Source organism: Arenibacter algicola (genome assembly GCF_018860365.1).
GTDB lineage: Bacteria > Bacteroidota > Bacteroidia > Flavobacteriales > Flavobacteriaceae > Arenibacter > Arenibacter algicola_B.
Genome location: NZ_JAHKPO010000003.1, coordinates 161,467 through 187,597, shown reverse-complemented (window position 1 = coordinate 187,597; position 26,131 = coordinate 161,467). Strand labels below are relative to the sequence as shown.

The following is a 26,131-nucleotide window of genomic DNA, read 5'->3' as shown; positions in this document are numbered from 1 at the left end:
TTATGGTCAACATCAATAAAAAGACCATTTATTACGACTTAACTGAACAACAACGTAAATAGAATTCTCTATTTATCTTCTCTCACAAAGTCCTTTTTTAATCGGATGGGACTATCCGGCACTCTATTGATAAGCTGCTTCCTGCCGTCCTTTTTAATAAGGTCGAAGGCATCATACAGGTTGCCTATAGGCGTATACGCCTCATATTTAATGGTATCTTTAGTAACGGTAATTATTTGAAACAATTGGGTGTATTCCCCCCTTCGTACCATCCAATCCTGGTCCGCGGATTCGTACATTTTAGGGCCACTAATAGAAACTGCATAAACGGTACCGGCATCGTCCAGAAGTGTCAGACCCTTACCTTCGTTATCAGGATAGCCTCTTGCGTAGGTATGATCATGCCCTTGTAATACCAAATCTACCCCATATTTATCTATCAAAGGCTTTATACCTTCTCTCAGCTCCCAATTGTCTCGCCCTTCTTTGGTAGAATAAACTGGATAATGCGTGAAAATGGTTATCCATTTTTTAGTGTTTGATTGCAATACGGAATCTAGCCATTTTATCTGTGCCGAACGGGCTTCCAAACTTTCATCATAACCTTCGCTATCGATAGAAATCAATTTCATGTCTTGATAATCAATTACAAAACACGTTTCTTTTAATTCCTCAATTGGTCCATTTTCAGGCAAAGTGAATTGTGGTTTCCATAAGGAGGTCAATACACCATCCCTGTATTCATGATTACCCGGCGTCATAACACTTGGCACCGTGGCATGAATAAAGCTACCTGCATAAAACCATTCTCCCCATTCCAGATTGGCATCCCTGTCATTTATTAGATCGCCAGCATGTAACATAAAATCAACTTCTGGAAATTTTCGGTAAGAATTTCGTATTACCCTGGACCAGAGCGATTTCACATTATTTTGGGCGTCCCCAAAATAAATAAAGCTAAAAGGGTCTCCCGAAGTGGCACTAGCCGTGGTATATTGGAACCATTCGCTCCAACCATCGTTGCCTTCCTTTCCATTACCAACCCTATACACATAGGTGGTTTTTGGCTGTAAATTTTTCACTAAAGCTGAATGGTATACCGCTTTTACAAGGGGCTCCTTTCTGTTCTGATTTTGAAAAATTTCACTTTTCGCTTCCACTCGTCTTACGTCTTTCAACAAAAACTCCGGTCCATCGGTCGCTATGGCAATTTCGACAAATCCAGCTTCCACCTGTTGATCCGTTCTCCAATTCACGGCCATGCTATGGGCTGGATCCGCCGTTAAATTGGCAATCACCCTGTCCGGTACTTGGGAAGGAAACATTAGTTTATGGGCCGTTATGGAATCATGTTCCGGATAGTGGCTGTGTGCATGGGAATGGGAGTGTTCAGTTTCATGGGAGTGACTATGTGGTACTTTTTCCTGTTGCGACTTACAGCCTAAGAGAATCGTGAATACAATAAACCCTAATTTTTGTGTAAAGCGTAGTTTTCCCATTACTTTCTGTTTCAATTCGTTTGGATTAAAAAAAATGAAATCCGAATATAATATGATTTCATTGAATTACCTACGGTTTTCAGAAGCATATCTTTAACCTTACGGTATCTTGATAATTTCATTATATATCTTAACCCAAATTGATATCCCCCATTATTTATCCTATATAAAACACTTTTATAACAAGAGAAATATGGTGGATAGCAAAAACAAAAAAACGCCCATTCTAACGAAGGGCGTTCCTTAATATAAATTATAAAACTTATAGTGCAGCTACTTGCTTAGTCAACTTGCTCTTTAAGTTTGCAGCTTTGTTGGAATGAATAATATTGCGCTTAGCCAATCTATCGATCATACTTACCACGCTTGGCAACAAAGTTTCAGCAGCTTTCTTATCCTCCTCTGTACGCAATCTTCTGATAGCGTTACGGGTCGTTTTATGCTGGTACCTGTTACGTAACCTTACCGCTTCGTTCCTTCTAATCCTCTTTAATGCTGACTTATGATTTGCCATTTTCTATTTAATTAATTTTTTTATTGGGTTACACCCCTAAACATACTGTGTAGTCCGTAGGGGAATCGAACCCCTGTTACCAGGATGAAAACCTGGCGTCCTAACCCCTAGACGAACGGACCATTTTTTGGTTTCAAGTACGGACAGAACTTATAAGTTGCCATCAGTACCCCAAAATTTCAAAATAACCTTTAGTAGTCCGTAGGGGAATCGAACCCCTGTTACCAGGATGAAAACCTGGCGTCCTAACCCCTAGACGAACGGACCATCAAATCGCATAATTGCGGATGCAAAAATACAATTATTTTTTACTATCGCAAGACCTAAATAAAATTTTTTAAAATCTTTTAATACGCCTTAGCAAAAAGCACTCTTTTGGAGGAGGGTTTTCCCGTTACCATGCAGACTCCGGCCTCTTCTTTGACATCTATAGGAATGCAGCGAATAGTAGCTTTTGTTTGCTCTTTCACTAATTCTTCCGTTTCCGAGGTCCCATCCCAATGTGCCGATAAAAATCCACCCTTACTTTCCAAAACTTCTTTAAATTCTTCATAAGAATTTACCTCGGTTATATGTGTTTCTCTATAATCCAGGGCCTTATTATAAATATTTGCCTGAATATCCTCCAACAAAAACTCAATTTTAGCCACTACCTCATCGCCCTTGACGGTTTCCTTTTCAAAAGTATCCCTACGTGCCACTTCATAAGTACCATTATCCATATCCCTCTGCCCTATCGCCAAACGAACAGGCACTCCTTTCAACTCGTACTCATTGAACTTAAATCCAGGCTTATGGGTATCCCGGTTATCATATTTTACAGAGATTCCTTTGGATCTCAATTCCTTTACCAGAGGAGCCACTCTTTCCGAAATAGCATCCAATTGATCTTCACCTTTATAAATAGGTACAATTACGACTTGTATTGGAGCCAATTTGGGTGGCAATACCAGACCGTTATCATCGCTATGGGTCATGATCAACGCCCCCATCAAGCGGGTAGAGACTCCCCAAGATGTTGCCCACACATATTCCTGCACCCCTTCCTTGGTAGCAAACTTCACATCAAAAGCCTTGGCGAAATTTTGTCCCAAAAAATGCGAGGTACCGGCCTGCAAGGCCTTACCATCCTGCATTAAGGCCTCTATACAGTAGGTCTCCAATGCACCCGCAAAACGTTCGCTGGCCGTTTTGGTTCCTTTAATAACAGGTACCGCCATGTAATTTTCTGCAAATTCCGCATATATATCCATCATCTGTTCTGCCTCGGCAATGGCTTCCTTTTCGGTAGCATGCGCAGTATGGCCTTCCTGCCATAAAAATTCCGCAGTTCTCAAGAAAAGTCGGGTTCTCATTTCCCATCGCACCACATTGGCCCATTGGTTGATCAGCAGTGGCAAATCCCGATAAGACTGAATCCATCTTCTATAGGTATCCCATATAATTGTTTCGGATGTAGGCCTAACAATAAGCTCTTCCTCCAGCTTGGCATCGGGGTCCACAATAATACCACTACCATCCTCGGCATTTTTTAGCCTATAATGGGTCACCACGGCACATTCCTTGGCGAAACCTTCCACATGACTGGCCTCTTTGCTCAAGTAGGACTTAGGAATAAACAATGGGAAATAGGCATTCTCATGCCCAGTTTCCTTGAACATTATATCCAATTGGGCCTGCATCTTTTCCCATATGGCATAGCCATAAGGTTTAATGACCATACAACCCCTAACTCCCGAATTTTCAGCTAAATCCGCTTTTACAACAAGTTCATTATACCATTTGGAATAATCCTCTGCTCTTTTCGTTAAATTTTTACCCATACCAGTAAGTTTGGCACAAAACTTGCGACCTTATATTTAAATGAAATAGTTCGGCAAAACTAACTATTTTTACAATGTTCAACAATTAAATTTACAGCGATGATACATTCTCTACCCCACCGAAGAATACATATAGCAGCAACTGTTGTACTCCTTAGCATAGTATTGGCATCTTGCGGGTCTTACCAGCAAGCCTCGTATTATGATAATGATGGCATCTATTCCAATAGGACCGAGCAAGTTCGGGTAACCGAACAACGGCCAAGAACACAACAGCCCACCCAAAAACCAAATGCCTATGGCGATTATTTTGGACAAAAGGCCGATGAATATGGAGAGATTCTGGATAGCGAGGTATTCACCGATGTTGATGGATATTATAGTGACATGGAATCCGACAGCCTTGACTATAACCAGGATCTAGGCTATAATGCCACCAACAACGACTATAATGGGTACGGATCATGGGGGGATAATGCCACCAATGTGAACATCAACATTTATGACGATTGGGGTTGGGGCGGCTCTCCATTTGCATGGGGATATGGTGGTTTTTACGGCGGCTTCTACGGAGGCTATTACGGATATTACAACCCTTGGAGATGGAACCGTTACGGATATGGATATGGTTGGAACAATTGGGGCTGGGGTGGCTACGGATGGAACAACTGGGGCTGGGGAGGCTACGGATGGAGCGGTTATTACAGCCCTTACTTCTATTCTCCTTACCGACACTACCCATATTACTATTCCCGCAGTAGGTTCGGCAACAATTACTACAATAGAAATTACGCCTACAGCGCTAGCAGGAGAGGTGTTTACAACTCCAATACCAATCTTAGGAGCACTGCTCTAAACGGAAGATCCAATATAGGCACTGCAAACCGAACAAGCACTAGCAGATATAGAAGCACCACCGGCCGCAGTAATGTCAATAGAACTGGAACTACATCGCGCAGTAATGTTGGGGTAGATGCTTTGGAAAGAAACAGATCATACCGCACCAGCAGAAGCACCAGGACGGTACCAAATTACAATAGTAGCTCCAGAAGCAATCAGACATACAGGAGCAACAGCTCTAGCGGAACCTATAAGGGCACAGCTCCCAGAACCTCTACTTATAGAAGTTCCGGTAGTACGCCTACAAGGTCATCCAGTGGAACCTACAGAAGCTCAACTCCGACAAGGTCTTCAAGTGGAAACTACAGAAGTAGCTCCAGCAGCACTCCAACCAGATCATCGAGTAGTACCTATAGAAGTTCTAGCAGCTCCAGCAGTTCCAGTGGTAGCGTTAGAAGCTCTAGCAGTTCTTCTTCAAGATCTTCGTCATCCAGTAGTAGAAGTAGCGGAAGGCGCAACTAAAAAACATGGTCCCTTATTTCAATAAAAACTTTCAAAATTAAATAAAATGAAAAGGAATTACACTTTCATTCTACTATTGGTATGTGCATTTGCGAGTGCTCAGAACATCAATGATGTTTTAAGGCTTAGCGGAGAAGGTTCCTATGGTACAGCACGTTTTCAAGGATTAAATGGCGCATTTGGTGCATTGGGGGGAGATTTATCCTCCCTAAACGTAAATCCTGCCGGTTCGGCTGTTTTCAACAACAGCTTGTTATCCATAACCGGATCCAATTACAATGTTAAAAATGATGCCCTTTATTTCAATGGTAGCTCCAGCACCTCCTTAAATTCGTTGGATCTTAATCAAGTTGGGGGTGTTTTTGTATTTAAAAGCACCAATGCCAGTTCTCCATGGAGAAAATTAGCATTGGCATTTAACTATGACCTGATCAAAAATTTTGACGATGACCTTTTTGTTTCCGGTAATAGTAATCAGGGCATAGATAATTACTTTTTGGATTTGGCCAACGGAGTACCTTTTGGTCCACTTCTAATACAAGACGGCGAGTACATAGAAGAAGCCTACCTGGACATAGGATCCACCTTAGGTTTTGTGGACCAGCAAGCATTTTTGGGATATTACGGTGGTATAATAGACCCTGTAGATTTCTCGGATGACAATAATACCGATTATATCTCCAATGCGAAATACAGTACCCTTAACCAAGATTACTCTCAGAGTACTGCTGGATACAACAGTAAGTTTACCGCAAATTTAGCCTCACAGTACGGTGACAATCTGTATTTGGGTGCTTCCCTGAACATTCATAGTGTATTTCTGGACAAACTTACCAGATTATCCGAAAGAGGCTTTGATTCCGATTCGGAAATTCAGACTATAACCTTCGATAATTTACTTAGGACCCAAGGAAATGGTTTTTCCTTTAGCCTGGGGGCCATTGGGAAATTAAATGAAAATTTTAGAATAGGTGGTAGTTATCAATCCCCAACCTGGTACAATTTATCAGACGAAACCTCTCAAAAAATATATTCGGATCTGGCGGATAGCGATATTTCATTTATCAACTTTAATATCATTAATGTTTTTGAGGACTATACCATTAAAATACCAGGGAAATTAACAGGAAGTTTGGCTATGATATTTGGTCAGAATGGCCTTTTAAGTTTCGACTATAGCTATCAAGACATGTCAAAAGCAGAGTTAAGACCAGGTTCGGATCCTAGTTTTGCCTCAGAAAACGATTTCATTTCCGATAAGTTAAGTGCCGTTTCAACTTTTAGATTAGGTGGTGAGTACCGCATTGAAGCCTTAAGTTTAAGGGCAGGATATAGATTTGAACAGAGTCCGTACGCCAATGGGGGTACCATAGGCGATTTAAATGGCTATTCAGGTGGTATCGGTTATAATTTTGGAGGAAGCAGGCTAGACCTATCCTACAACTACTCCAGTCAGGACATAAACAAACAACTGTTTGATGTTGGCCTTCCAACACCGGCCAACATAACCAATAAAAACTCCGTAGTAAGTTTGGGCTATACCCTGAATTTCTAAAGAACACAATAGGCTAGAAACAAAAAAGACGGGATTTACCCGTCTTTTTTGTTTTGAAATAAATAGCTATCGCTTCAAAGTAAAATGGGTCCTTACAGAACGCGCAACAATGATTCCGTCTTCGTCCCGTGAATAGTCCATCCTAAACCAGTAGTCCGATGAAGGCATTGGCCTTCCATTAAAGGTACCATCCCAACCTATTGTGGTTTCATCAATCTGTTTAAGGAGTTTGCCGTAACGATCAAATATAAATACCACCGGATCTATCAAGGTGGAGATTCCATATACATTCCAACGGTCATGGATACCATCGGCATTGGGCGTAAAGAACTTGGGATACCCGACCACTAAAAACTCTATAGGCTCCGTAGTTCCACAACCATTTTTATCATTTATAATCACCGTATTTACCCCGGGTGGCACATTATTAAAAACAGGATCATCCTGAAATTCGCCTCCGTTAATGGCATATTCATAATTACCGTCCGGGTTGGCCACTACTATTTCTACAATGTTGTTATCAGAAAGGTCATCCCTAACGATTACCTCCTGCAGTACTGGGGTTCCAAAAAAGGTGATTAGTATATTATCACCTACATCATTTCCAAAACTGTTGGTCAGTTCAACAAAATAGCGTCCAGAATTGGGGCTACTGACCACCAATTCGGCATTGGAAGGTCCGGATCCCGGCAAGGTGGCATCAATAACGCCATCGTCCTCATAATCTACAGTCCAAACAACACTTGTAATATCAGGTCCAAAAGGAGAATTTTGTGCAGATAAGGTGATGTCCGGATCATCCTCACAAGCAATTATATCCAATCCCAAAAATTCGTCACGTAAGGTACAATCCAACGCATTATCTTGATCGGCATCAACCGAACTACCCGTAAAAGTCAATGAAAATTGCTCGGCATCATCATCGAAATTGGTGTTGAAATTATTAATGAAAATATAGTAGATTTCTCCTGGGAGTACATCTAACCATTCGTCATATGTGTTTTGGCTTTGCTTTAAAAAAGGAGCACCCACATCCCCATTCTCCGGATTAATCCCTATTCCCGTGAAACGCGTATTATTGGCTTCATAATTACAACGGATAGGTTCTGATCCACTTCCTATAATCGAACAGAAATTTTGCCCACTGGTCTGATCATAAGGACCATAAACCGCAAAGTCCCACTCCGCTGTTATTGTAGTACCCGTTACCGGCAAAGCCTCTATGTCAAAACCTACCTGACCGCCTGTACCTGCTCTAAAAACGAACCAAGAGGTGTTGTTTTCGATATTCGCAGAACTTACACTTCCTTTCTCCAAACAACCACTTTGCCGAATTACATCAGGATCAAAGTCGTCTATATCACCACTGCCATCAACAATTGGCATAATTGGCTGGCCATCTGCACAAACAGGAATAGCACTCCTACAATCCGGTGAATTTTGTGCAACTATATTACTGACAAACAGTAACATAACACATATAGAACAGATAAGTGTCCGCATAGAAATTGGGGCTAAATACATACTTAAATCAAGTATAATAACTCTTATGAAAATGATTTAGTATATAGGAGGTATATTTTATCACAAAAACTTGGCCTTTTTTATATGTATCCATTGTGGCTTTGCCAGTCCCGGATACCCATCGTTTGTACGCAATTATTAAATAGCATTTGCAGACAATGGCCATCAAGATTGGCAGGATAGATATGAGTTACCGCCCCACCAATTTAGTATTAACGTTTTAAGGAAAAATGATTATTAATATGCTTTGCCATGATACGCTGACCATCTTGATCCTTAAAACTAAGCTTGAACCAATAATCGTCCGAAGGCAATGCCACACCATTATAGGTGCCATCCCAACCCATGCTATTTTGGGACAATTGTTTAAGCAACTTTCCATACCTATTATAAACCGTTAATATAGGTTCTTCCAAGCTGGAAATACCTACAATGTTCCAAACATCGTTTGCCCCGTCCCCATTGGGGGTAAAAAACTTAGGAAACCCCACCACAACAATGGTTTCCGTGGCAGATCCGCAACCATTCAAATCGCTCAATGTAACGCTATGCCTACCGGGAAGTACATTATAAAATTTATTATCTGGCTGATATGTCCCTTCATCCAAACGATATTCAAAATCGCCCTCCCTATCGGAAACTATCGTAACGGTATTGCTATCCTGCAGATCCTCTATTATCACCTCCTTTATATGCGGTGTTTTTGAAGCATAAACATTAATCATAAAGGTATTGTCACATGCTGAAACACCAAGCTTATCGGTAATCGTCAAGGAATATTCCCCGCCCTGGGCAACTGTTATACTGGAAGTTATTTCACCTGTACTCCAAAGATAATTATATTCTGGATCCGGGACCGCCTCCCCAATTACAGCATTGACCTCCCCTTCGCAGAGAAAAACCTCCAAGGGAAAATTAGGAGCCAAAGGTTTATGAACCGTTAATTTAAAATCCTCTGAAGCATCATAGCATCTGGGATTCTGTACGGAGGTAGCCCTGATATATATCTGTTGTTCCCCAGCCTGCAACCCATATTCCAAAGGCAGGGCATTTACCCCTGCATCCGCATCGGCCAAACTGCTATGATAGGATATAATTACGTCATTCGCAGATTGTCCGCCCAATGCCATTTGATCCTTATCACTTAAATAAAAATAACCGGAATCTAGGCACAGGTGTTCATCATCTACAGGAGATGTTGTAGGCGCTTGGGAAAACCCCACTTGCACATCACTAATTATATTATTCTGGGACTGGGTTATTACTTCCACTCGGTAAAAAGCGGCTTCCAACACATTTAAGGTAGCGGATACTTCCCCTGGAATTACAGCATAACCATTTCCTACATCCTTATACCAGGTATAACTTACTACATCGGCAGTAGAGGCATCCAAAACAATGTTTTCATTGTTACACGCCGCAATTGGAGGCCCCAAAAGATTGTTGATTATTGCACAATCCAATGCATCATAAGGATTGGTAACAAAGATTTGACCTGTGAACTGAATGGAAAAGCCAGAATTAATATTACTAAAATTATTCACCAACAAGTAGTAATCTTCACCGGGCAAAACCTCCAACCATTCTTCGTATTGAACATTATCCGTTGCACCTTGAGGGTCCTCCCCTACACCAATAAAACTATTGGCATCCCTATTATCAAAAAAATTACAGCGTATGGGGTCACCCAAGGAATTGCAATCACTGGCCTTATAAAGGGCAAAATCCCAATCTTCGTTAGAATCGAAACCAATATTAAATCCTAATTGTCCAGAGGCACCCGTCCTAAATCTATACCACGCAGCATTGGATTCAATTGCGCCTGAAGGTGTTTTTTCCAAACAACCGGATTTCCCGGCACCTTTAAAGTCATCAGCACCATAGCCATTAGTACCGCCGTTGACCGGTGTATTGTTGCAAATAGGCACCGCATTTGAGCAATCCGGAGCCACTTGGGCCTTGGCCAAAGTAGTACCTAGACACCAAATAACACCTAAAACGACGACCAACCTGTTCATGAATACCTATAAAATTTGGGAATTTCAAAAGTAACACCCTAGTTTAGTTAACACTAATTTATGTTGTGTAAGTAAGCAAACTTGGTATAAAGTGGCATATAATGTATATCTTTGCTGCCTTAAAAAGCAATATTTTAATGAAAATCGACAACGCATTGGAAAAGCATTTTGAAGAGTTAGGGGACGATCACGTTTCCGCTGCTGAGGACACACCTTTACGTAAGGATGCATTTGTGCTAAGTGATGAAGAAAAAATAGCCCGTATCAGAGGCAGTGTAAACGAAATAATGCTGACTTTGGGCCTCGACCTAGAGGACGACAGTTTAAAGGGAACCCCGAATAGGGTGGCCAAAATGTTCGTCAATGAAATTTTTGGGGGACTAAATCCAAAACGACGGCCCAAATCATCCACCTTCGACAATAAATACAAGTACGGTGAAATGTTAGTGGAAAAAAACATAACACTATACTCCACCTGCGAACATCATTTATTGCCAATAGTGGGGAAAGCCCACGTGGCCTATATTTCCAAAGGTACCGTTGTTGGCTTGTCCAAAATGAACAGGATAGTGGATTATTACGCCAAAAGACCACAGGTCCAGGAGCGACTAAATATTCAGATCGTAAGGGAACTTCAAGAGGTTTTAGGAACGGAAGATGTTGCCTGTGTTATAGACGCCAAACATTTATGTGTAAATTCCCGGGGCATACGCGACATTGAAAGTAGTACCGTAACGGCAGAATACGGTGGAAAATTTAAGGAAGAGGCCGTTAGACGAGAATTTTTAGACTATATAAACATCGATACCAAATTTTAATTGTCCCGCTTAATAATGTCTTTGTACCAAACTCAAAAATTAAAAGTTTACAATTCCCTTACGGGAGAAAAAGAAGTTTTTGAACCTTTAAGCGAGGGTCATGTAGGCATGTACGTCTGTGGACCTACCGTTTACAGCAATGTACATTTGGGCAACTGCCGAACCTTTATGTCTTTCGACATGATCTTCAGGTATTTAAAGCATTTGGGTTACAAGGTGAGATATGTCCGGAATATTACAGACGCCGGGCATTTGGAGAATGATGCGGAAGACGGAGAGGATAAGATTGCCAAGAAAGCGAGATTGGAACAATTGGAACCCATGGAGGTGGTTCAACAATATACCCTGGATTTTCACAGCATATTGCAAAAATTCAATTTATTGCCCCCAAGCATTGAACCTACCGCCACCGGACACATTATTGAGCAAATTGAAATCATAAAGAATATCCTGGAAAAAGGATATGCCTACGAAATTAACGGGTCTGTTTATTTTGATGTTGAAAAATTCAACAAGACCAATGAGTACGGTAAATTAAGTGGGAGAAAATTGGAGGATATGATTGCCAATACCCGTGAATTGGCCGCTCAGGACGAAAAAAAGAGTCCACAGGACTTTGCGTTGTGGAAAAAAGCGGAAGCCCAGCATATAATGCGTTGGCCTTCCCCCTGGGGAGATGGTTTCCCTGGCTGGCATTTGGAGTGCACGGCCATGAGCACCAAGTATCTGGGAGAAACTTTTGACATACATGGTGGCGGTATGGACCTTAAATTTCCACATCATGAATGTGAAATTGCCCAGGCCGAAGCTTGCAACGGACATGCTCCCGTAAAGTATTGGTTACATGCCAACATGCTGACCTTGAACGGCAAAAAAATGGCCAAATCTACCGGAAACAATATCTTGCCCAATGAGATGTTCTCTGGCGAGAATAAAATCCTAAGTAAACCATACACACCATCCGTAGTACGCTTTTTTATGATGCAGGCGCACTATACCAGTATATTGGACCTAAGCGACGAAGCGCTTTCCGCATCCGAAAAGGGGTTTCAAAAATTGATGGATGCCATTGGCAGCATGGGTAACCTAACTACCAGTTCGTCATCCAGCTTTAATGTGGAGGAGTGGAAACAGAAGGGTTACGATGCCATGAACGATGATTTCAACACCCCTATGCTAACGGCCAATTTGTTTGAAGCTGTAAAACGCATCAATTTAATAAAAGAGGGCAAGGAAACTATAACCGAAAAGGACAAGGAACTTTTCATAGAGGCCATGAACGGTTTTGTTTTTGATGTATTAGGTTTGGAAAATCAAAATAGCGCTATGCTTAATTCCGATAAATTAAGCAGTGTAGTTGGCCTTCTTATTCAGTTGCGAAATGAGGCACGGGCCAATAAAGATTTCTCCACATCGGACAAAATAAGGGACCAACTTGCAGGGATGGGCATTCAATTGAATGATGGAAAAGACGGCACTACCTTTAGTCTCAGCTAAAGTAGATATCTACCCATAACAGAATTGGCTTTTATACGAAAGTGAAGCGTTTAATCTTTGCGGAAAATTTTTATAGAGTACATTTTCCAGATTAATACGAAATTTCTAAACAGATGAAAAAAATATTAATTGCCCCTTTTGTGCTGTTGGTGAAGTTTTACCAAAATTTCATCTCCCCACTTACCCCGGCCTCTTGCCGCTATTCCCCTACCTGTTCACAATACACTTTGGAAGCCCTACAAAAACATGGCCTGTTCAAAGGTGGCTGGTTGGCCTTAAAAAGGATTTTTAGTTGTCACCCTTGGGGTGGAAGTGGTTACGACCCGGTACCATAGTTTTTTTATTTCCGGATTCCTGGTTTAATAATAATTTATCAAGCCAATTTTAACATAATTGCACACAGAGGCAGCAAAGCTTTTCTAAATATATTCCTGTCCGCAGATCCAAATTAACCTATTTCCGACCTCAATTCTTTGCAGTATTTACTTATCTTAGTCCCTTAAAAAATCGTAGATGTACTTTTTAGGCTTTACTTGGAATCCCGCCGATACACTTTTTAAAATTGGGGTAATACAAATAAAATATTACAATCTTCTTTGGATAATCGCTTTCGCATTGGGCTGGTATCTCATGAAGAAGATATTCTTAAAAGAAAAAAAATCCCTGGAGCAGTTAGACTCCCTTTTTATTTATACCGTTCTGGCTACCATGTTGGGGGCAAGATTAGGCCATGTGTTCTTTTATGATTGGCCATATTACCAAAACCATTTATTGGAAATTTTGCTGCCCATTAGAGAAAGTGCCGATAGCACACTTTTCGGGTTTATTAATGGTTACGAGTTTACAGGATTTACCGGTTTGGCAAGTCACGGAGCAGCCATTGGAATTATCATTGGCATGTACCTCTACACCAGAAAATATCCTGAATTTAAAATTCTATGGATCCTGGATCGCATTGTAATTCCAGTATCCATTGGTGCCTTTTGTGTTCGATTGGGGAATTTCTTCAATTCGGAGATCAACGGTAAACCTGTGGAAAAATCTTTTGCCCTGGCCACTAGGTTCGTACGCGATTCCGACGACATGCCTGCTTACAAAGCATTATCCATTACCAAAGAAAAAACGGTAAATGCTGCTTACAATCTAATTGAGAAAGACCCTAGGTTTGCCGAGTATTTGGAGGCTATTCCCTATAGGCATCCAGCCCAACTCTATGAAGGGTTTTGCTATATTTTTGTCTTTGCCATTTTGTATTATTTATATTGGAAAACCGATAAAAAGGATAAACTTGGGTATCTTTTTGGGGTATTCCTGGTGCTATTATGGACGGTGCGCTTCTTTGTGGAATACGTAAAGAAAAGTCAGGGCGGATTTGAAGAGTCACTTGGTTTGCTATCTACCGGTCAATGGTTGAGCATACCATTTATTTTAGTTGGATTCTATTATATCCTTAGACCAAAATCGGGCACCTCAAAATAGTAAACTGGAAAAGATTAAAGGCGCCTGGACCAAACAGTAATTGTAAAATGAGAAATAATAAAATCTATCTACTTTTTGTTGTTTGTTTTATCATTCAGCTTTCCTGCAAGGAAGAATCGAAAAAAGCTATAAAAACAGCTCCGGTTACCTTTAAGAAAGAAGGCGATCTCCGCATACTGAAGAAGGAATCGGATTCCGTTTTAACTACTTTGGACATAGAGATAGCAGATACCGACTACGAAAGGGAAACAGGACTCATGTACCGTAGTTCCATGGAGCCGAACCAGGGCATGTTGTTTGTTTTTGATGATGTTGCCATGCATTACTTTTATATGAAAAACACTGAGTTTCCCTTGGACCTTATCTTTGTGGACGACCAATTGAAAATTGCCAGTTTTCAAAAAAATGCACAGCCCTTTAATGAAAGCAGCTTGCCCTCTAAAGTTCCCGTAAAATATGTTCTGGAAGTAAATGCTGGCATGTCGGACAAATGGTCTTTAACCGTAGGGGATTCCATTGCATATAGGAAAACACCATAATTGGCAAGTAAAATTGTTGTATTTGGGATTGAAAGTAAAGCATGCCAAATGGTTTAGATCCTCATAAAATGCCTATTTTAGTGAGTTCAACCAACAAAAATACCAACCCTTTGTCTGCCTATAAAAAAGTGCCCCTAACTCTTTTAGCCCTTGTTTTGGCCTTACCCCTTGCTGCTCAGAAAAAAAACCAATCCTTTCAACTCCATATCCACAAGACTACTGCAGCTATAGAAATAGATGGCATTGGGAATGATTTGGCCTGGCAGGATACCGATGTGGCAACCAACTTCTACATGGTATTGCCCATGGATACCGGAATGGCGAATGAACCCTCTGAAATCCGGATGACCTACGACGACAATAACCTCTACCTTTTAGCTACTTTTTACAACGCCACCAAAGGCCCTTACTATGTAGAATCATTACGACGCGATTTTATTTTTGGAAAAAATGACAACTTTTTATTATTTATGGACCCCTTTAACAACCAAACCACCGGTTATTCTTTTGGCTCCAACGCGGCAGGCGCCCAATGGGACGGCACCATGCACAGTGGCGGAAATGTAGATCTCAACTGGGACAGCAAATGGGTATCCGCAGTAACAAGCGATGATGAAAAATGGGTCTTCGAAATGGCCATCCCCTTCAAATCCATACGTTATGAAGATGGCGTTACCGAATGGGGCATTAACTTTAGTAGACTGGATTTAAAATCGGGTGAAAAATCGAGTTGGACACCAATTCCCCGACAATTTCCCACGGCATCGTTAGCCTACACCGGAACTTTGGTATGGGACTCCCCTCCTCCCTCCCCAAAAACAAATTTTTCCATTATTCCATATGTATTGGGCGGTATTAGTGAAGACATGGAAAATAACACGGATACCCAATATGACAAAAAAATTGGAGGCGATGTTAAATTCAGTCTTAGTACCTCCTTGAATTTAGACTTGACGGTAAACCCAGATTTCTCCCAGGTAGAGGTAGATCGACAGGTAACCAATCTTGACCGATTTGAACTTTTTTTCCCAGAAAAAAGACAATTCTTCTTGGAGAACGGGGATCTGTTTGCCAACTTTGGATATGCCACCATACGCCCCTTCTTCTCCAGGAGAATAGGATTGGGTGTACCCATTAGAGCTGGTGCAAGGGTAAGCGGAAATCTCAGTAACAAATGGCGGATGGGGTTAATGGATATGCAAACCGCCAGTATAGAGGAAACAGGACTTCCCAGCCAGAATTTTGGGGTGCTCTCTTTACAAAGAAAAGTTTTTGCCCGTTCCAGCATTGGCCTAATGTTTGTAAACAAGGAGTCTATTAATTACCCTCAGGATACGGATTCCATTAGAACAGTTTTTCCAAGGTTTAATCGAAATTTGGGATTGGAATATAATTTGGCCTCCGCCAATAATCAATGGACAGGGAAAGCCTTTTTCCTGAAGTCGTTCGCCCCCAACAAAAATGGAAACGGATTTACCCAAGCCGCGCATCTAGAGTATAAAAGCCGTAAATGGAATTGGCGAATACAGGAAGAGTCCGTCGAAGACAATTACACAGCCGAGGTTGGCTTTGTTCCGCGAAATGGATATATCAACATAACCTCTTATGCAGGGCTTTTATTCTTTCCAAAGAAAAGCACTATTTTAAGTCATGGCCCTAAACTAAGCACCAGCTATTTTTTTAATGAAAAATTGGAGCGTACCGACAATATTAACCTTTTAGAGTACCTGTTGGACTTTAGGGACCGTTCCAAATTAAACTTTGGCGTATCCGATGAATACGTGGAACTACTATCCCCTTTTGACCCAACAAGATCGGGCAAGGAATCCTTGGATATTGGAACCCGGCACCATTGGAACGCCTATACCTTCGATTTTATTTCCAAGCCACAAAGTATGTTTACCTATTCCTTTGGCGGACGTTTTGGAGGATATTATTCCGATGGCAATAGAACGAGCCTTATAAGCGAATTGGGTTACCGCTTTCAGCCATTTGTAAGTCTAAGCAGTAATTTAAGTTATAACCACATTAATCTACCGGCGCCATGGAACAACACAGAATTTTGGCTAATTGGCTCGGAGGTAGATGTTACCTTTACCAATAAATTATTCTTTGCGACCTTGTTCCAATACAATGAGCAATCCAAAAACTTTAATCTAAATTCGCGGTTTCAATGGCGCTATAAGCCCGCCTCCGACCTATTTTTGGTGTACAGCAACAACTACCTTATCGAACCCCTTGAAGGAAGAAATTGGGCTTTGACATTAAAATTCACTTATTGGTTCAATAAATAAAGCCAAAAATCGCAAAAAATAAATTGATCATATATTCCGTTGAATTGTATAAAATGCCATTAATGATGAACAAAAGAATACACTGGGCCGTATTTATCAGCAACAACTCACATAAGGACCAGTTCATAAAAAATGTATTGGAAGGTCCCCTCCCTGAAGGATTTGACGCCCTGGAGAATTTAGATGGGGCCTTATTCTCCAAAATAACCCTAAACCAATTTATAGACGAAGAGGAAAGGCACGGAATCCAGATTATCAATAAAAATTCACAGCAGTTGCTTAAGACGATGTCCAGCGGGGAACAAAAAAAGGCGCTATTGAAATATATCTTTCATTTAAAGCCCGATTATATTGTTTTGGACAATCCCTTCGACAATTTGGATAAGAACGCCCAAAAGGACCTAAAAACCTCTCTTGACCATATTTCAAAAAACACCTATATTATTCAGCTTATAAGCAGAAAAGCCGATATTTTACCGTTCATAACCCAAGAGATGATTTTGGAAGGATCTACAATACGACCGCTTACCAGTGGATCCAAAGCAAATAAGGAATACAACCCATCCATAGATTCTTCTTTTGCCGGTAGAATTCCCATGCCCATTACACCTACGGATTATGAAGAATCCATTTTGATAGACTGCAAGGACATAAGCGTAATATATGGGGACAAAAAAATACTGGACAATATTAATTGGACTATTAAAAAAGGGGAGTTTTGGCAACTCATAGGCCCAAACGGAAGTGGAAAATCAACACTGCTCTCCATGATTACCGGAGACAACCACAAAGGCTACGGACAACAACTGTACCTTTTTGGACAGCGCAAAGGCAGTGGGGAAAGCGTTTGGGACATTAAGAAAAGGATTGGGTACTACACCCCTGCCATGACCGATAAATTTTCGGGCCTACACTCTTGTCTAAACATGGTCATTTCCGGGATGAACGATTCTGTTGGACTCTATCTAAGAGCCACTGAAAACCAGAAGGCCTTGGCCAAAGAATGGCTAATTATACTGGATATGTGGCATCTTAGGGACGTTCTATTCGCCGACCTATCTGCAGGGCAACAGCGTATGGTCATGACCGCTAGGGCTATGATAAAACACCCTCCCCTGCTAATTTTGGATGAGCCTACCGCAGGGCTGGATGATGAAAGTGCGTTGCTTTTTATATCCCTTGTCAATAAAATTGCAAAGGAAAGCAAGTCTGCCATTGTCTTTGTATCCCATAGGAAAGAACCAGGCTTGGAACCCCAATTTATCTATGAACTAGAAACATCTCCCGAAGGATCCCATGGAAAAATAATATAAAAAAAGGCCGCTGATCAGCGGCCTTTTGTATTATAGTTGGTCAGAGAATACTACTCTTCCTTTCCTATTTGAGTTTTCTTCTTTAAAGTATCGAACATTACTGGAGTTGCAATGAACAAGGAGGAATAAGTACCCACAATGATACCTATAATCATGGCAAACATAAATCCTCTTAGGGATTCACCGCCAAATATGAATATTGCCAACAACACTACCAAGGTGGTCATGGACGTATTCAAGGTCCTACTTAAGGTACTGTTCAGGGCCAAGTTGGTATTCTCTCCTGCTTTCCATCCCTTTTCAGCTATAATCTCCCTAATACGGTCAAAAACTACCACAGTATCATTCAGGGAGTAACCAATAACCGTAAGTATTGCAGCGATAAAGGCTTGGTCAATCTCCATATTAAAAGGCATAAGCTTACCAAAAATGGAGAATACACCCAATACAATCAATATATCATGGAATACAGCCGCAACTGCACCCAAAGAGAACTGCCATTTGCGGAACCTAAATAAGATATAAAGGAAGACTACCGCCAAAGAACCAATAATAGCCAAGAAGGCATTCTTTTTAATATCATCCGCAATGGTTGGACCCACTTTTACAGATTGAAGGATTCCTATGGCCTTTTCACCACTACCTATGGTAAAATTCTCAAAACTGGTCCCATCCGGCAAATATTTTTGAAGGGAAGTATACAGTTTATTCTGAATTTCATTATCCACCTCAATTCCTTCAACATCCACTTTATAAGGAGTAGTGATTTTAATTTGATTGGCCTCCCCATAAGTTTTAACATTGGTACCACTTCCAAAAACAGTATTCAATTCCGAAGCGATTTCCGATGGATTTACCATCTTCTCAAATCTTACAGTATAAGAACGTCCTCCAACAAAATCGACTCCTTGCTGAAGACCTTGGGTAAATAATGAGAATAGTCCTATTGCCACCAAAATGGATGAAGCTATATAGGCAATCTTTCTTTTGGCCAAGAAATCGATATTGATATTCTTGAACAAGTTTTTGGTCACGGCTGTTGAGAAATCCAATTTTCTTCCTTTTCCACTCACATACCAGTCAACCAAAAGTCTAGTGATGAATATGGCCGTAAACAATGAGGTTACTATACCTATCAATAAGGTGGTAGCAAATCCTTTAATAGGACCAGAACCAAAGACAAACAATATAAGGGCCGTTAAACCAGTAGTAATATTGGCATCCAAGATAGAAGAAAGTGCATTTCCAAAACCATCAGCAATAGCTTGGCTCTGTCCTTTACCTTTTGCCAATTCCTCTTTAATACGTTCAAAAATAAGTACGTTCGCATCCACAGACATACCAATGGTCAATACAATACCTGCTATACCCGGCAGGGTAAGAACGGCATTTAAACTAACCAGTACACCAAAGATCAACAGGATGTTTAGAAGCAAAGCGATATCGGCAAAAATACCAGCCTTACCGTAGTAAAACACCATCCATATCAATACAATGGCCATAGCGATCATAAAGGAAAAGAAACCACTACTAATAGCTTCCTGTCCCAAAGAAGGTCCTACAATTTCCGATTGAATAATTTCTGCAGAAGCAGGCAGTTTACCCGCTCTTAGTACGTTGGCAATATCCTTGGTCTCATTAATAGTAAAGGTACCGGTAATTTCTGAACGACCACCAGATATAGGTCCTGAAGAAACGCCAGGCGCAGTATACACTTTATTATCCAACACGATAGCGATTCCGGTCTGATTATTAAAGGCATCCCCTGTTAGTTTTTCCCATTCCTTTGCACCTTTGGTATTCATGGTCATGGTAACCGCAGGCTTGTTATATTGATCAAAAGTATCCGAAGCGTCGGAAACAACGTCCCCACTAATTCTAGGTGTATTGTCCCTATTGGATTTTAAGGCATATAACTCAACAACTTCCGAACCTTCGGTTGGACGTTCCCAAACAAACTTAACAAACTGAATATCCGCTGGAATCAATCTGCGAATTTCCTTCATTCTAAGGTATTCCCCAATTTTAGCCGTATCCTGAATAGCGGCACTTACCAAGGCATTTCCGTTAGGATTTGCTGGGATAAGTAAACTGAAAAGTGGATTTACATCTTGCGAAAAATCCAATGAATCCTGTGCAACATCAGACAACAAAGAATCCAATTCAGATTCTGGCTTAACAACTTCTTCCGGCTTTTCAACCTCTACCAAAGTTTTTAACCTCTCGTTGGCGGCCTGCAAAAAGGTACTTAAACTAGGGTTACTTTGCTTATATGTTTCCCAAAATTCCAATTGGGCCGTACTGGACAATAAATCCTGCGCACGTCCTATATCTCTTGCACCAGGCAATTCAACCAAAATTCGACCAGAATTACCTTCACGTTGAATATTGGGCTGTGTAACACCGAAGCCATCTATACGCTCACGAAGTACTTCAAAAGCAGAAACGATAGACTCATCAATCTTAGTCCTAATAATTGGTTTAACCTGATCATCTGTCATTTGAAAGTTAATGACATCGCTCAAACCTTTATTTGCAAAAATATCCGGAGAGGCCAATTTGGTATCCCCTTTTATTTTGTCAAAAGACTCAAAGAACAGGTCTATATAAGTTGCATCACTATTTTTAGAAGCGGCATCGGCATCGGCCAAGGCCTTGTTGAAAACAGGATTCTTGGTATTATTGGCAAGGCCTTTTAAAATATCCTTTACAGAAATTTGAAGGGTAACATTGATTCCCCCTTTTAAATCCAGACCCTTATTAAGTTCCTTTTTCTTGGCTTCGTCATAACTGGTGAATCCTAAAATGGAATTCCCCCCAATAGAGTCTAAATACCTTGCTTCCAGTGCTTCCCTTTTTGCAAGGTAATCTTCTTCAGATTCTGAAATTTTATTGGTAGCAAAGACAGTTGCATCCTTTTCTACTTTATTGGTAATAAATGTATAGGATAGTTGATAGATACTAACTAGCCCAAACAAAAAAGCGAAAAGCTTTATAAGTCCTTTATTTTGCATTGGTTATATATTAATTTAAAAATGGTATTCTTAAATAGCGTGCAAATATATTATTTCCCATAGGAACTAACAATATATTTATCAGTTTTATAAAATAAGGGCATCCGCCCCGTTCCGATGGTACTCGGAAACAAATGGGACGGATGCCCTAAATATTAGTGAACCCCAATAAACTATAGGGTCAATAAGCTATTCGTCTTTCTTACGCCTTCAGCGCTTTCCTTCATTTTTGCTTTTTCAGCCTCGGCCAAATCTATTTTTACAATTTTCTCGATACCATTTTTACCCAAAAGTACCGGAACACCAATACAAATATCGTTAAGTCCGTACTCACCTTCCAAAAATGCAGAACATGGGAACATCTTCTTCTGATCGCAGGCAATGGCCTGTACCATAGAAGAAACAGCAGCACCTGGTGCATACCAAGCACTAGTGCCCAACAATTTTGTGAGAGTGGCACCACCCACTTTGGTATCCTCCGACACTTGAGCAAGGCGCTCTTCGGACAAAAATTCGGATACCTTAATACTATTCCTAGTGGCATGTGCGGTTAAAGGAACCATACCTGTGTCACTATGACCACCAATGACCATACCATCCACATCGGAGATTGGAGCCTCCAAGGCCTCGGCCAATCTGTATTTAAACCTTGCGCTATCCAAAGCACCACCCATTCCTATAATTCTATTCTTAGGCAAACCAGTAGTTTTGTGTACCAAATAAGTCATGGTATCCATTGGATTACTAACTACGATCAAAATTACGTTCGGAGAATGTTCCAACAAATTGGAAGAAACCGTTTTTACAATCCCTGCATTTATCCCTATCAACTCCTCACGGGTCATTCCCGGCTTACGTGGAATACCTGAAGTGATAATAGCGACATCGCTTCCTGCAGTTTTGCTATAATCATTTGTAACTCCTGTTATTTTGGTATCAAAACCATTCAATGAAGCTGTTTGCATTAAATCCATGGCCTTGCCTTCAGCAAAACCTTCCTTAATATCCAACACAACTACTTCAGATGCAAAATTCTTTATAGCAATGTACTCTGCACAACTTGCGCCAACAGCACCTGCTCCAACAACGGTAACTTTCATTATAAGGTTATTTTAAGTTAAATTTTATCTTTCAAAAGTACTGATTTTTAACAGAACAATACCACCCCATCCATAGAAACCAACTAAATTTTATTGGGAATTAGAATTTGTCTTTTTATATCGGCTTTGGAAAAAGTAATGGCCATTGGAGCCCATTCCAATTTTATACTGAACGTAATAAAAAGACCTTTTATCGAAAAAAGTTAAAATACTGTTCCATACGTCGAATTAATATAATAGAAAGTTGAAACTGTACGTTCAATAGTAAGTACCCAAATCTAAGAAAATTCCTACAAAATGAAGAAATTATTTTCATTCTTGGCGATAATTGGCATCCTACTGGCCAGTAATTGCACCAGAATTACAGAAAACAACGATCCGGTAATTGGGATATGGTCCCATATTTCTACCGATGGAAGCACCACGCAAAAACAGGATGTTACGGTTAGACAGGAGTGGATATTTAATGATGCCTACCTAGGTAGATACCACACCTATCACAACAAAAATTTAACGGTTATTTCGGACTTTAAATGGGTCCATAAGGACAGCGTATACATTATTTCTTATCCCGGTCTTGATAAAGAAGAAGATATAGTACTCATGACAGAGTCCGATAATGGAATTATATTGGCCGATAATGAAGGCAACGTATTGGCAATAAGGGAATAAAGATGTAAATTTTGGATTTATCTAAATCCAAAATTTACACCTACTGTTAGATTATTGAATTCCGCCAAGGAATAATCCGCATGCAACCTAAAGAAACCAAGTTTTAATTTGGCACCTAAAGTTCCTGAAACTCCACTTGCCTTTCTAGTCAAAGAAAAAGGATCTACATAGGTTTCTTGAAATGGCCCAGACTGTACTTGGTAGGTTCCTAAAACGTCTGTTGTGGATTTTCCGGAAACATATCCGATAGCCCCATAAAAATTAATGACCGGAAGCTTTGTGGAGGCCACGGCCTGTACTGTTATAACATTCATATCCACTTCTATCTGCTGATCGCTACCATCCACAATATTACTGTCCGTAAAATCATAGGAGGCATTTAAATGCGTATACCCCGCAACAGCGGAAAGCGCAACTGGCAATATTTTATCCGCAGGCAACAATTTAGAAAAGTCATATTGCAGACCAAAACCGTATAATCCCACAGCAACGTCCTCCGTATCAATTTTAGGCAAAAATCTGGCCTTAACTTCCAACCCCTTGACCAATCCTACACTTAGTTGCAAAAAGGCCGTTGGAATAAAGTTAATGTTTTCAGAAGCCAGTCCGGTCGGCAATTCAAATTCCTCCCGAGTTGTAATGGGGCCAACCTCTCCTTCCACAAACACCCTAATACCTTCCATATCCCCCAAAGCAGTTGAAACCGGCTGGGAAGTGCTGCCATCTACGAACTGTAGATTTTCATAATCCGCTGTGTTTAATACAAAACTCTTTTTGTCTTCCTTATTTTTAAAAGAGGTCATATTACCGATTATAGAAATCTCAAAACCACCCAAGGGTTTAGAATCGGCAGAGTTGTACCATCCATTGGACAAACTGTAAATAGCACCCTCGGACACAGGCCCAAAATAACTATCCGAAAATTTTTCCGCATCATTAATCCCAGCAGCAAATAGTTCATTGACGTTGGATTGCGAAAAACCCGCTACACTAAAAAACAAAATTCCTGTTAAAAATAAATATTTCATAACTCTTAGATTTTTGTTAAAACTAAAAAACTCGCACCGGTGGTGCGAGTTTTTGTTGTGTAAACACTATTTTTTATGCATCAATGTTGGCATAGACGGCATTTTTCTCGATAAACTCCCTTCGAGGTGGAACTTCATCTCCCATCAACATAGAGAATACTCTATCGGTCTCCGTTGCGTTATCAATGGTTATCTGCCTTAAGGTTCTAAATTCCGGATTCATGGTAGTATCCCATAATTGTTCGGCATTCATTTCTCCAAGACCCTTATAACGCTGAATACCTACGCTTCCGTTAAAGCTCTCGGCAATCTCATCCCTTTCCTTATCGGTCCAGGCATATCTTTTCTTGTTACCTTTTTTCACTAAATAAAGAGGTGGGGTTGCAATATAAACATGCCCTCCCTCAATTAGTTCGCGCATATATCTAAAGAAAAAGGTCAATATCAAAGTCTCAATATGACTACCATCCACATCCGCATCACACATAATAACAACTTTGTGATAGCGCAACTTATCCAAGTTCAAGGCTTTACTGTCGTCCTCGGTACCAATGGTAACACCCAAGGCCGTATATATATTTTTTATCTCCTCGTTCTCGAAGACCTTATGGGTCATAGCTTTTTCCACGTTAAGGATTTTACCCCTTAAAGGAAGAATAGCCTGAAAAGCCCTGTCCCTCCCCTGTTTGGCAGTACCTCCCGCAGAATCTCCCTCTACCAGAAACACTTCGCACAATGATGGATCTTGCTCCGAACAATCCGATAGTTTTCCGGGCAAGCCACCTATGCTCATCACCGTTTTACGCTGAACCATTTCACGGGCCTTCGTAGCCGCATGACGGGCCTGGGCCGCCAAAATTACTTTCTGAACAATGGTTTTGGCATCATCTGGGTTCTCTTCCAAGTAATTGGTCAACATTTCCGATACTGCCTGACTTACGGCCGCAGATACTTCCCTGTTTCCCAATTTGGTTTTGGTTTGCCCCTCAAACTGAGGCTCTGCCACCTTTACGGAGATAATAGCCGTTAAACCTTCCCTAAAGTCATCTCCCTGAACTTCGAATTTTAATTTTTCCAACATTCCGGATGCATCCGCATACTTCTTCAATGTGGATGTTAAACCTCTTCTAAATCCGGCCAAATGTGTTCCACCTTCATGGGTATTGATATTATTCACGTAGGAATGCAGGTTCTCCGTATAAGAAGTATTGTAGACCATAGCCACTTCCACAGGAATATCGTTCTTCTCCCCTTCCATAGAAATTACGCTACGTATAAGAGGCTCGCGATTACCATCCAGAAACTTGATAAACTCTTTTAATCCTTCTTCTGAATAAAAGCGTTCGGTTACAAAACCACTTTCGCTGTCCTTATCCTTTTGCCTCCTATCCATAAGGGTAATGGCAACACCCTTGTTCAAAAAGGAAAGCTCGCGCATTCTATTGGCCAAGGTCTCATAACTGTATTCCACAGTCTGGGTAAAAATTGTATCGTCCGGTGTAAAAGTAACGATGGTCCCCCTCTTATCGGTTTCCCCAACACTTTTTACTGGATAAAGCGCTTTACCTTTACTGTATTCCTGTTCCCATATTTTTCCATCCCTATGTACAGTAGCTTTCAGGTGTTTAGAAAGCGCATTCACACAAGATACCCCAACACCGTGCAAACCACCCGATACCTTGTAGGAATCCTTGTCAAATTTACCCCCGGCACCTATTTTGGTCATAACAACCTCCAAAGCTGAAACACCTTCTTTTTTGTGAAGGTCTACAGGGATACCCCTACCGTTATCCTGGGTAGTAATGGAATTGTCTTCATTTATCGTCACAGTAATCTCATCACAATGACCGCCCATAGCTTCATCTATGGAGTTATCCACCACTTCATAAACCAAATGGTGCAAACCACGTACCCCTACATCACCTATATACATGGAAGGCCTCATGCGCACATGCTCCATACCCTCAAGGGCCTGGATACTATCCGCAGAATAATTGTTCTTTTTTTGCTCGTCTTTATTTGCTTCTTCGCTCATAAATAAATACTTATTTCATTATAATTTTAGCAATCCTACAAATATAC

At 40.8% G+C, this 26,131-nt stretch carries 19 protein-coding genes and 2 tRNA genes; 10 read left to right on the top strand and 11 right to left on the bottom strand.

Translation table 11 applies throughout. The features are described from left to right. Nucleotides 1-68: 68 nt before the first annotated feature. The 5 genes from KO529_RS02725 to proS form a co-directional block, all read right to left on the bottom strand. The gene (locus KO529_RS02725) at nt 69-1,514 is read right to left on the bottom strand and encodes a purple acid phosphatase family protein (RefSeq protein ID WP_252734286.1); all 1,446 of its coding nucleotides are present in this window, start codon (nt 1,512-1,514) and stop codon (nt 69-71) included. Nucleotides 1,515-1,761: 247 nt separating this feature from the next. Then, complete coding sequence (gene rpsT, locus KO529_RS02720) at nt 1,762-2,013, bottom strand: 30S ribosomal protein S20 (protein ID WP_031442787.1); 252 nt, start codon at nt 2,011-2,013, stop codon at nt 1,762-1,764. A gap of 50 nt (nt 2,014-2,063) precedes the next feature. Further along, a tRNA-Glu gene (locus KO529_RS02715) sits at nt 2,064-2,135 on the bottom strand. A gap of 73 nt (nt 2,136-2,208) precedes the next feature. Then, nucleotides 2,209-2,280, bottom strand: a tRNA-Glu gene (locus KO529_RS02710). 80 nt (nt 2,281-2,360) lie between these two features. Then, entirely contained in the window at nt 2,361-3,836 is a 1,476-nt protein-coding gene (proS, locus tag KO529_RS02705; RefSeq protein ID WP_215946390.1) for a proline--tRNA ligase, read from the bottom strand. A gap of 99 nt (nt 3,837-3,935) precedes the next feature. On the opposite strand from proS, the gene KO529_RS02700 reads away from it, so the two are divergent. Continuing rightward, nucleotides 3,936-5,198, top strand: a complete 1,263-nt coding sequence (locus KO529_RS02700; RefSeq protein WP_215946389.1) for a hypothetical protein — start codon at nt 3,936-3,938, stop codon at nt 5,196-5,198. Between the two features lie 46 nt (nt 5,199-5,244). Further along, nucleotides 5,245-6,753, top strand: coding sequence for an OmpP1/FadL family transporter (locus KO529_RS02695; RefSeq protein ID WP_215946388.1), 1,509 nt, complete (start codon nt 5,245-5,247; stop codon nt 6,751-6,753). Between the two features lie 66 nt (nt 6,754-6,819). On the opposite strand, the gene KO529_RS02690 is transcribed toward KO529_RS02695, so the two are convergent. Both KO529_RS02690 and KO529_RS02685 read right to left on the bottom strand, forming a co-directional pair. Continuing rightward, a complete protein-coding gene (locus KO529_RS02690) occupies nt 6,820-8,226 on the bottom strand; it encodes a T9SS type B sorting domain-containing protein (RefSeq protein WP_247096496.1) in 1,407 nt (468 codons plus the stop codon). A 263-nt stretch (nt 8,227-8,489) separates the two neighbouring features. Continuing rightward, nucleotides 8,490-10,295 carry a T9SS type B sorting domain-containing protein gene (locus tag KO529_RS02685; protein WP_215946386.1) on the bottom strand — a complete coding sequence of 602 codons (1,806 nt, stop codon included), beginning with the start codon at nt 10,293-10,295 and terminating at the stop codon, nt 8,490-8,492. Nucleotides 10,296-10,432: 137 nt separating this feature from the next. On the opposite strand from KO529_RS02685, the gene folE reads away from it, so the two are divergent. The 7 genes from folE to KO529_RS02650 all read left to right on the top strand — a co-directional run bounded on the left by folE (nt 10,433) and on the right by KO529_RS02650 (nt 18,235). Next, the gene (gene folE / locus KO529_RS02680) at nt 10,433-11,113 is read left to right on the top strand and encodes a GTP cyclohydrolase I FolE (protein ID WP_110355841.1); all 681 of its coding nucleotides are present in this window, start codon (nt 10,433-10,435) and stop codon (nt 11,111-11,113) included. A 15-nt stretch (nt 11,114-11,128) separates the two neighbouring features. Then, nucleotides 11,129-12,610 (top strand): cysteine--tRNA ligase, encoded by a 1,482-nt coding sequence (gene cysS, locus KO529_RS02675; RefSeq protein WP_215946385.1) that lies wholly within the window; start codon nt 11,129-11,131, stop codon nt 12,608-12,610. Nucleotides 12,611-12,723: 113 nt separating this feature from the next. After that, nucleotides 12,724-12,945, top strand: a complete 222-nt coding sequence (gene yidD, locus KO529_RS02670; RefSeq protein ID WP_034248263.1) for a membrane protein insertion efficiency factor YidD — start codon at nt 12,724-12,726, stop codon at nt 12,943-12,945. Between the two features lie 178 nt (nt 12,946-13,123). Further along, on the top strand, nt 13,124-14,089 hold the full coding sequence (gene lgt / locus KO529_RS02665) for a prolipoprotein diacylglyceryl transferase (protein ID WP_072862167.1): 966 nt from the start codon (nt 13,124-13,126) through the stop codon (nt 14,087-14,089). 47 nt (nt 14,090-14,136) lie between these two features. Then, entirely contained in the window at nt 14,137-14,628 is a 492-nt protein-coding gene (locus KO529_RS02660) for a DUF192 domain-containing protein (protein WP_215946384.1), read from the top strand. Nucleotides 14,629-14,708: 80 nt separating this feature from the next. Continuing rightward, nucleotides 14,709-16,922, top strand: coding sequence for a carbohydrate binding family 9 domain-containing protein (locus KO529_RS02655; RefSeq protein WP_354667762.1), 2,214 nt, complete (start codon nt 14,709-14,711; stop codon nt 16,920-16,922). Nucleotides 16,923-16,984: 62 nt separating this feature from the next. Beyond that, the gene (locus KO529_RS02650; RefSeq protein ID WP_252734285.1) at nt 16,985-18,235 is read left to right on the top strand and encodes an ATP-binding cassette domain-containing protein; all 1,251 of its coding nucleotides are present in this window, start codon (nt 16,985-16,987) and stop codon (nt 18,233-18,235) included. Between the two features lie 50 nt (nt 18,236-18,285). Here KO529_RS02650 and secDF read toward each other — a convergent pair whose 3' ends face one another. Next, nucleotides 18,286-21,249: a protein translocase subunit SecDF gene (gene secDF, locus KO529_RS02645; protein ID WP_215946382.1), complete on the bottom strand. Its 2,964-nt coding sequence runs from the start codon at nt 21,247-21,249 to the stop codon at nt 18,286-18,288. Between the two features lie 173 nt (nt 21,250-21,422). Continuing rightward, nucleotides 21,423-22,349 carry a malate dehydrogenase gene (gene mdh / locus KO529_RS02640; RefSeq protein WP_215946381.1) on the bottom strand — a complete coding sequence of 309 codons (927 nt, stop codon included), beginning with the start codon at nt 22,347-22,349 and terminating at the stop codon, nt 21,423-21,425. 297 nt (nt 22,350-22,646) lie between these two features. On the opposite strand from mdh, the gene KO529_RS02635 reads away from it, so the two are divergent. Then, nucleotides 22,647-23,021, top strand: coding sequence for a hypothetical protein (locus tag KO529_RS02635; protein ID WP_215946380.1), 375 nt, complete (start codon nt 22,647-22,649; stop codon nt 23,019-23,021). Nucleotides 23,022-23,038: 17 nt separating this feature from the next. Here KO529_RS02635 and KO529_RS02630 read toward each other — a convergent pair whose 3' ends face one another. Next, nucleotides 23,039-24,049, bottom strand: a complete 1,011-nt coding sequence (locus tag KO529_RS02630) for a DUF6588 family protein (RefSeq protein ID WP_215946379.1) — start codon at nt 24,047-24,049, stop codon at nt 23,039-23,041. Between the two features lie 73 nt (nt 24,050-24,122). Then, on the bottom strand, nt 24,123-26,084 hold the full coding sequence (gene gyrB / locus KO529_RS02625; protein WP_215946378.1) for a DNA topoisomerase (ATP-hydrolyzing) subunit B: 1,962 nt from the start codon (nt 26,082-26,084) through the stop codon (nt 24,123-24,125). Between the last annotated feature and the right edge of the window lie 47 nt (nt 26,085-26,131).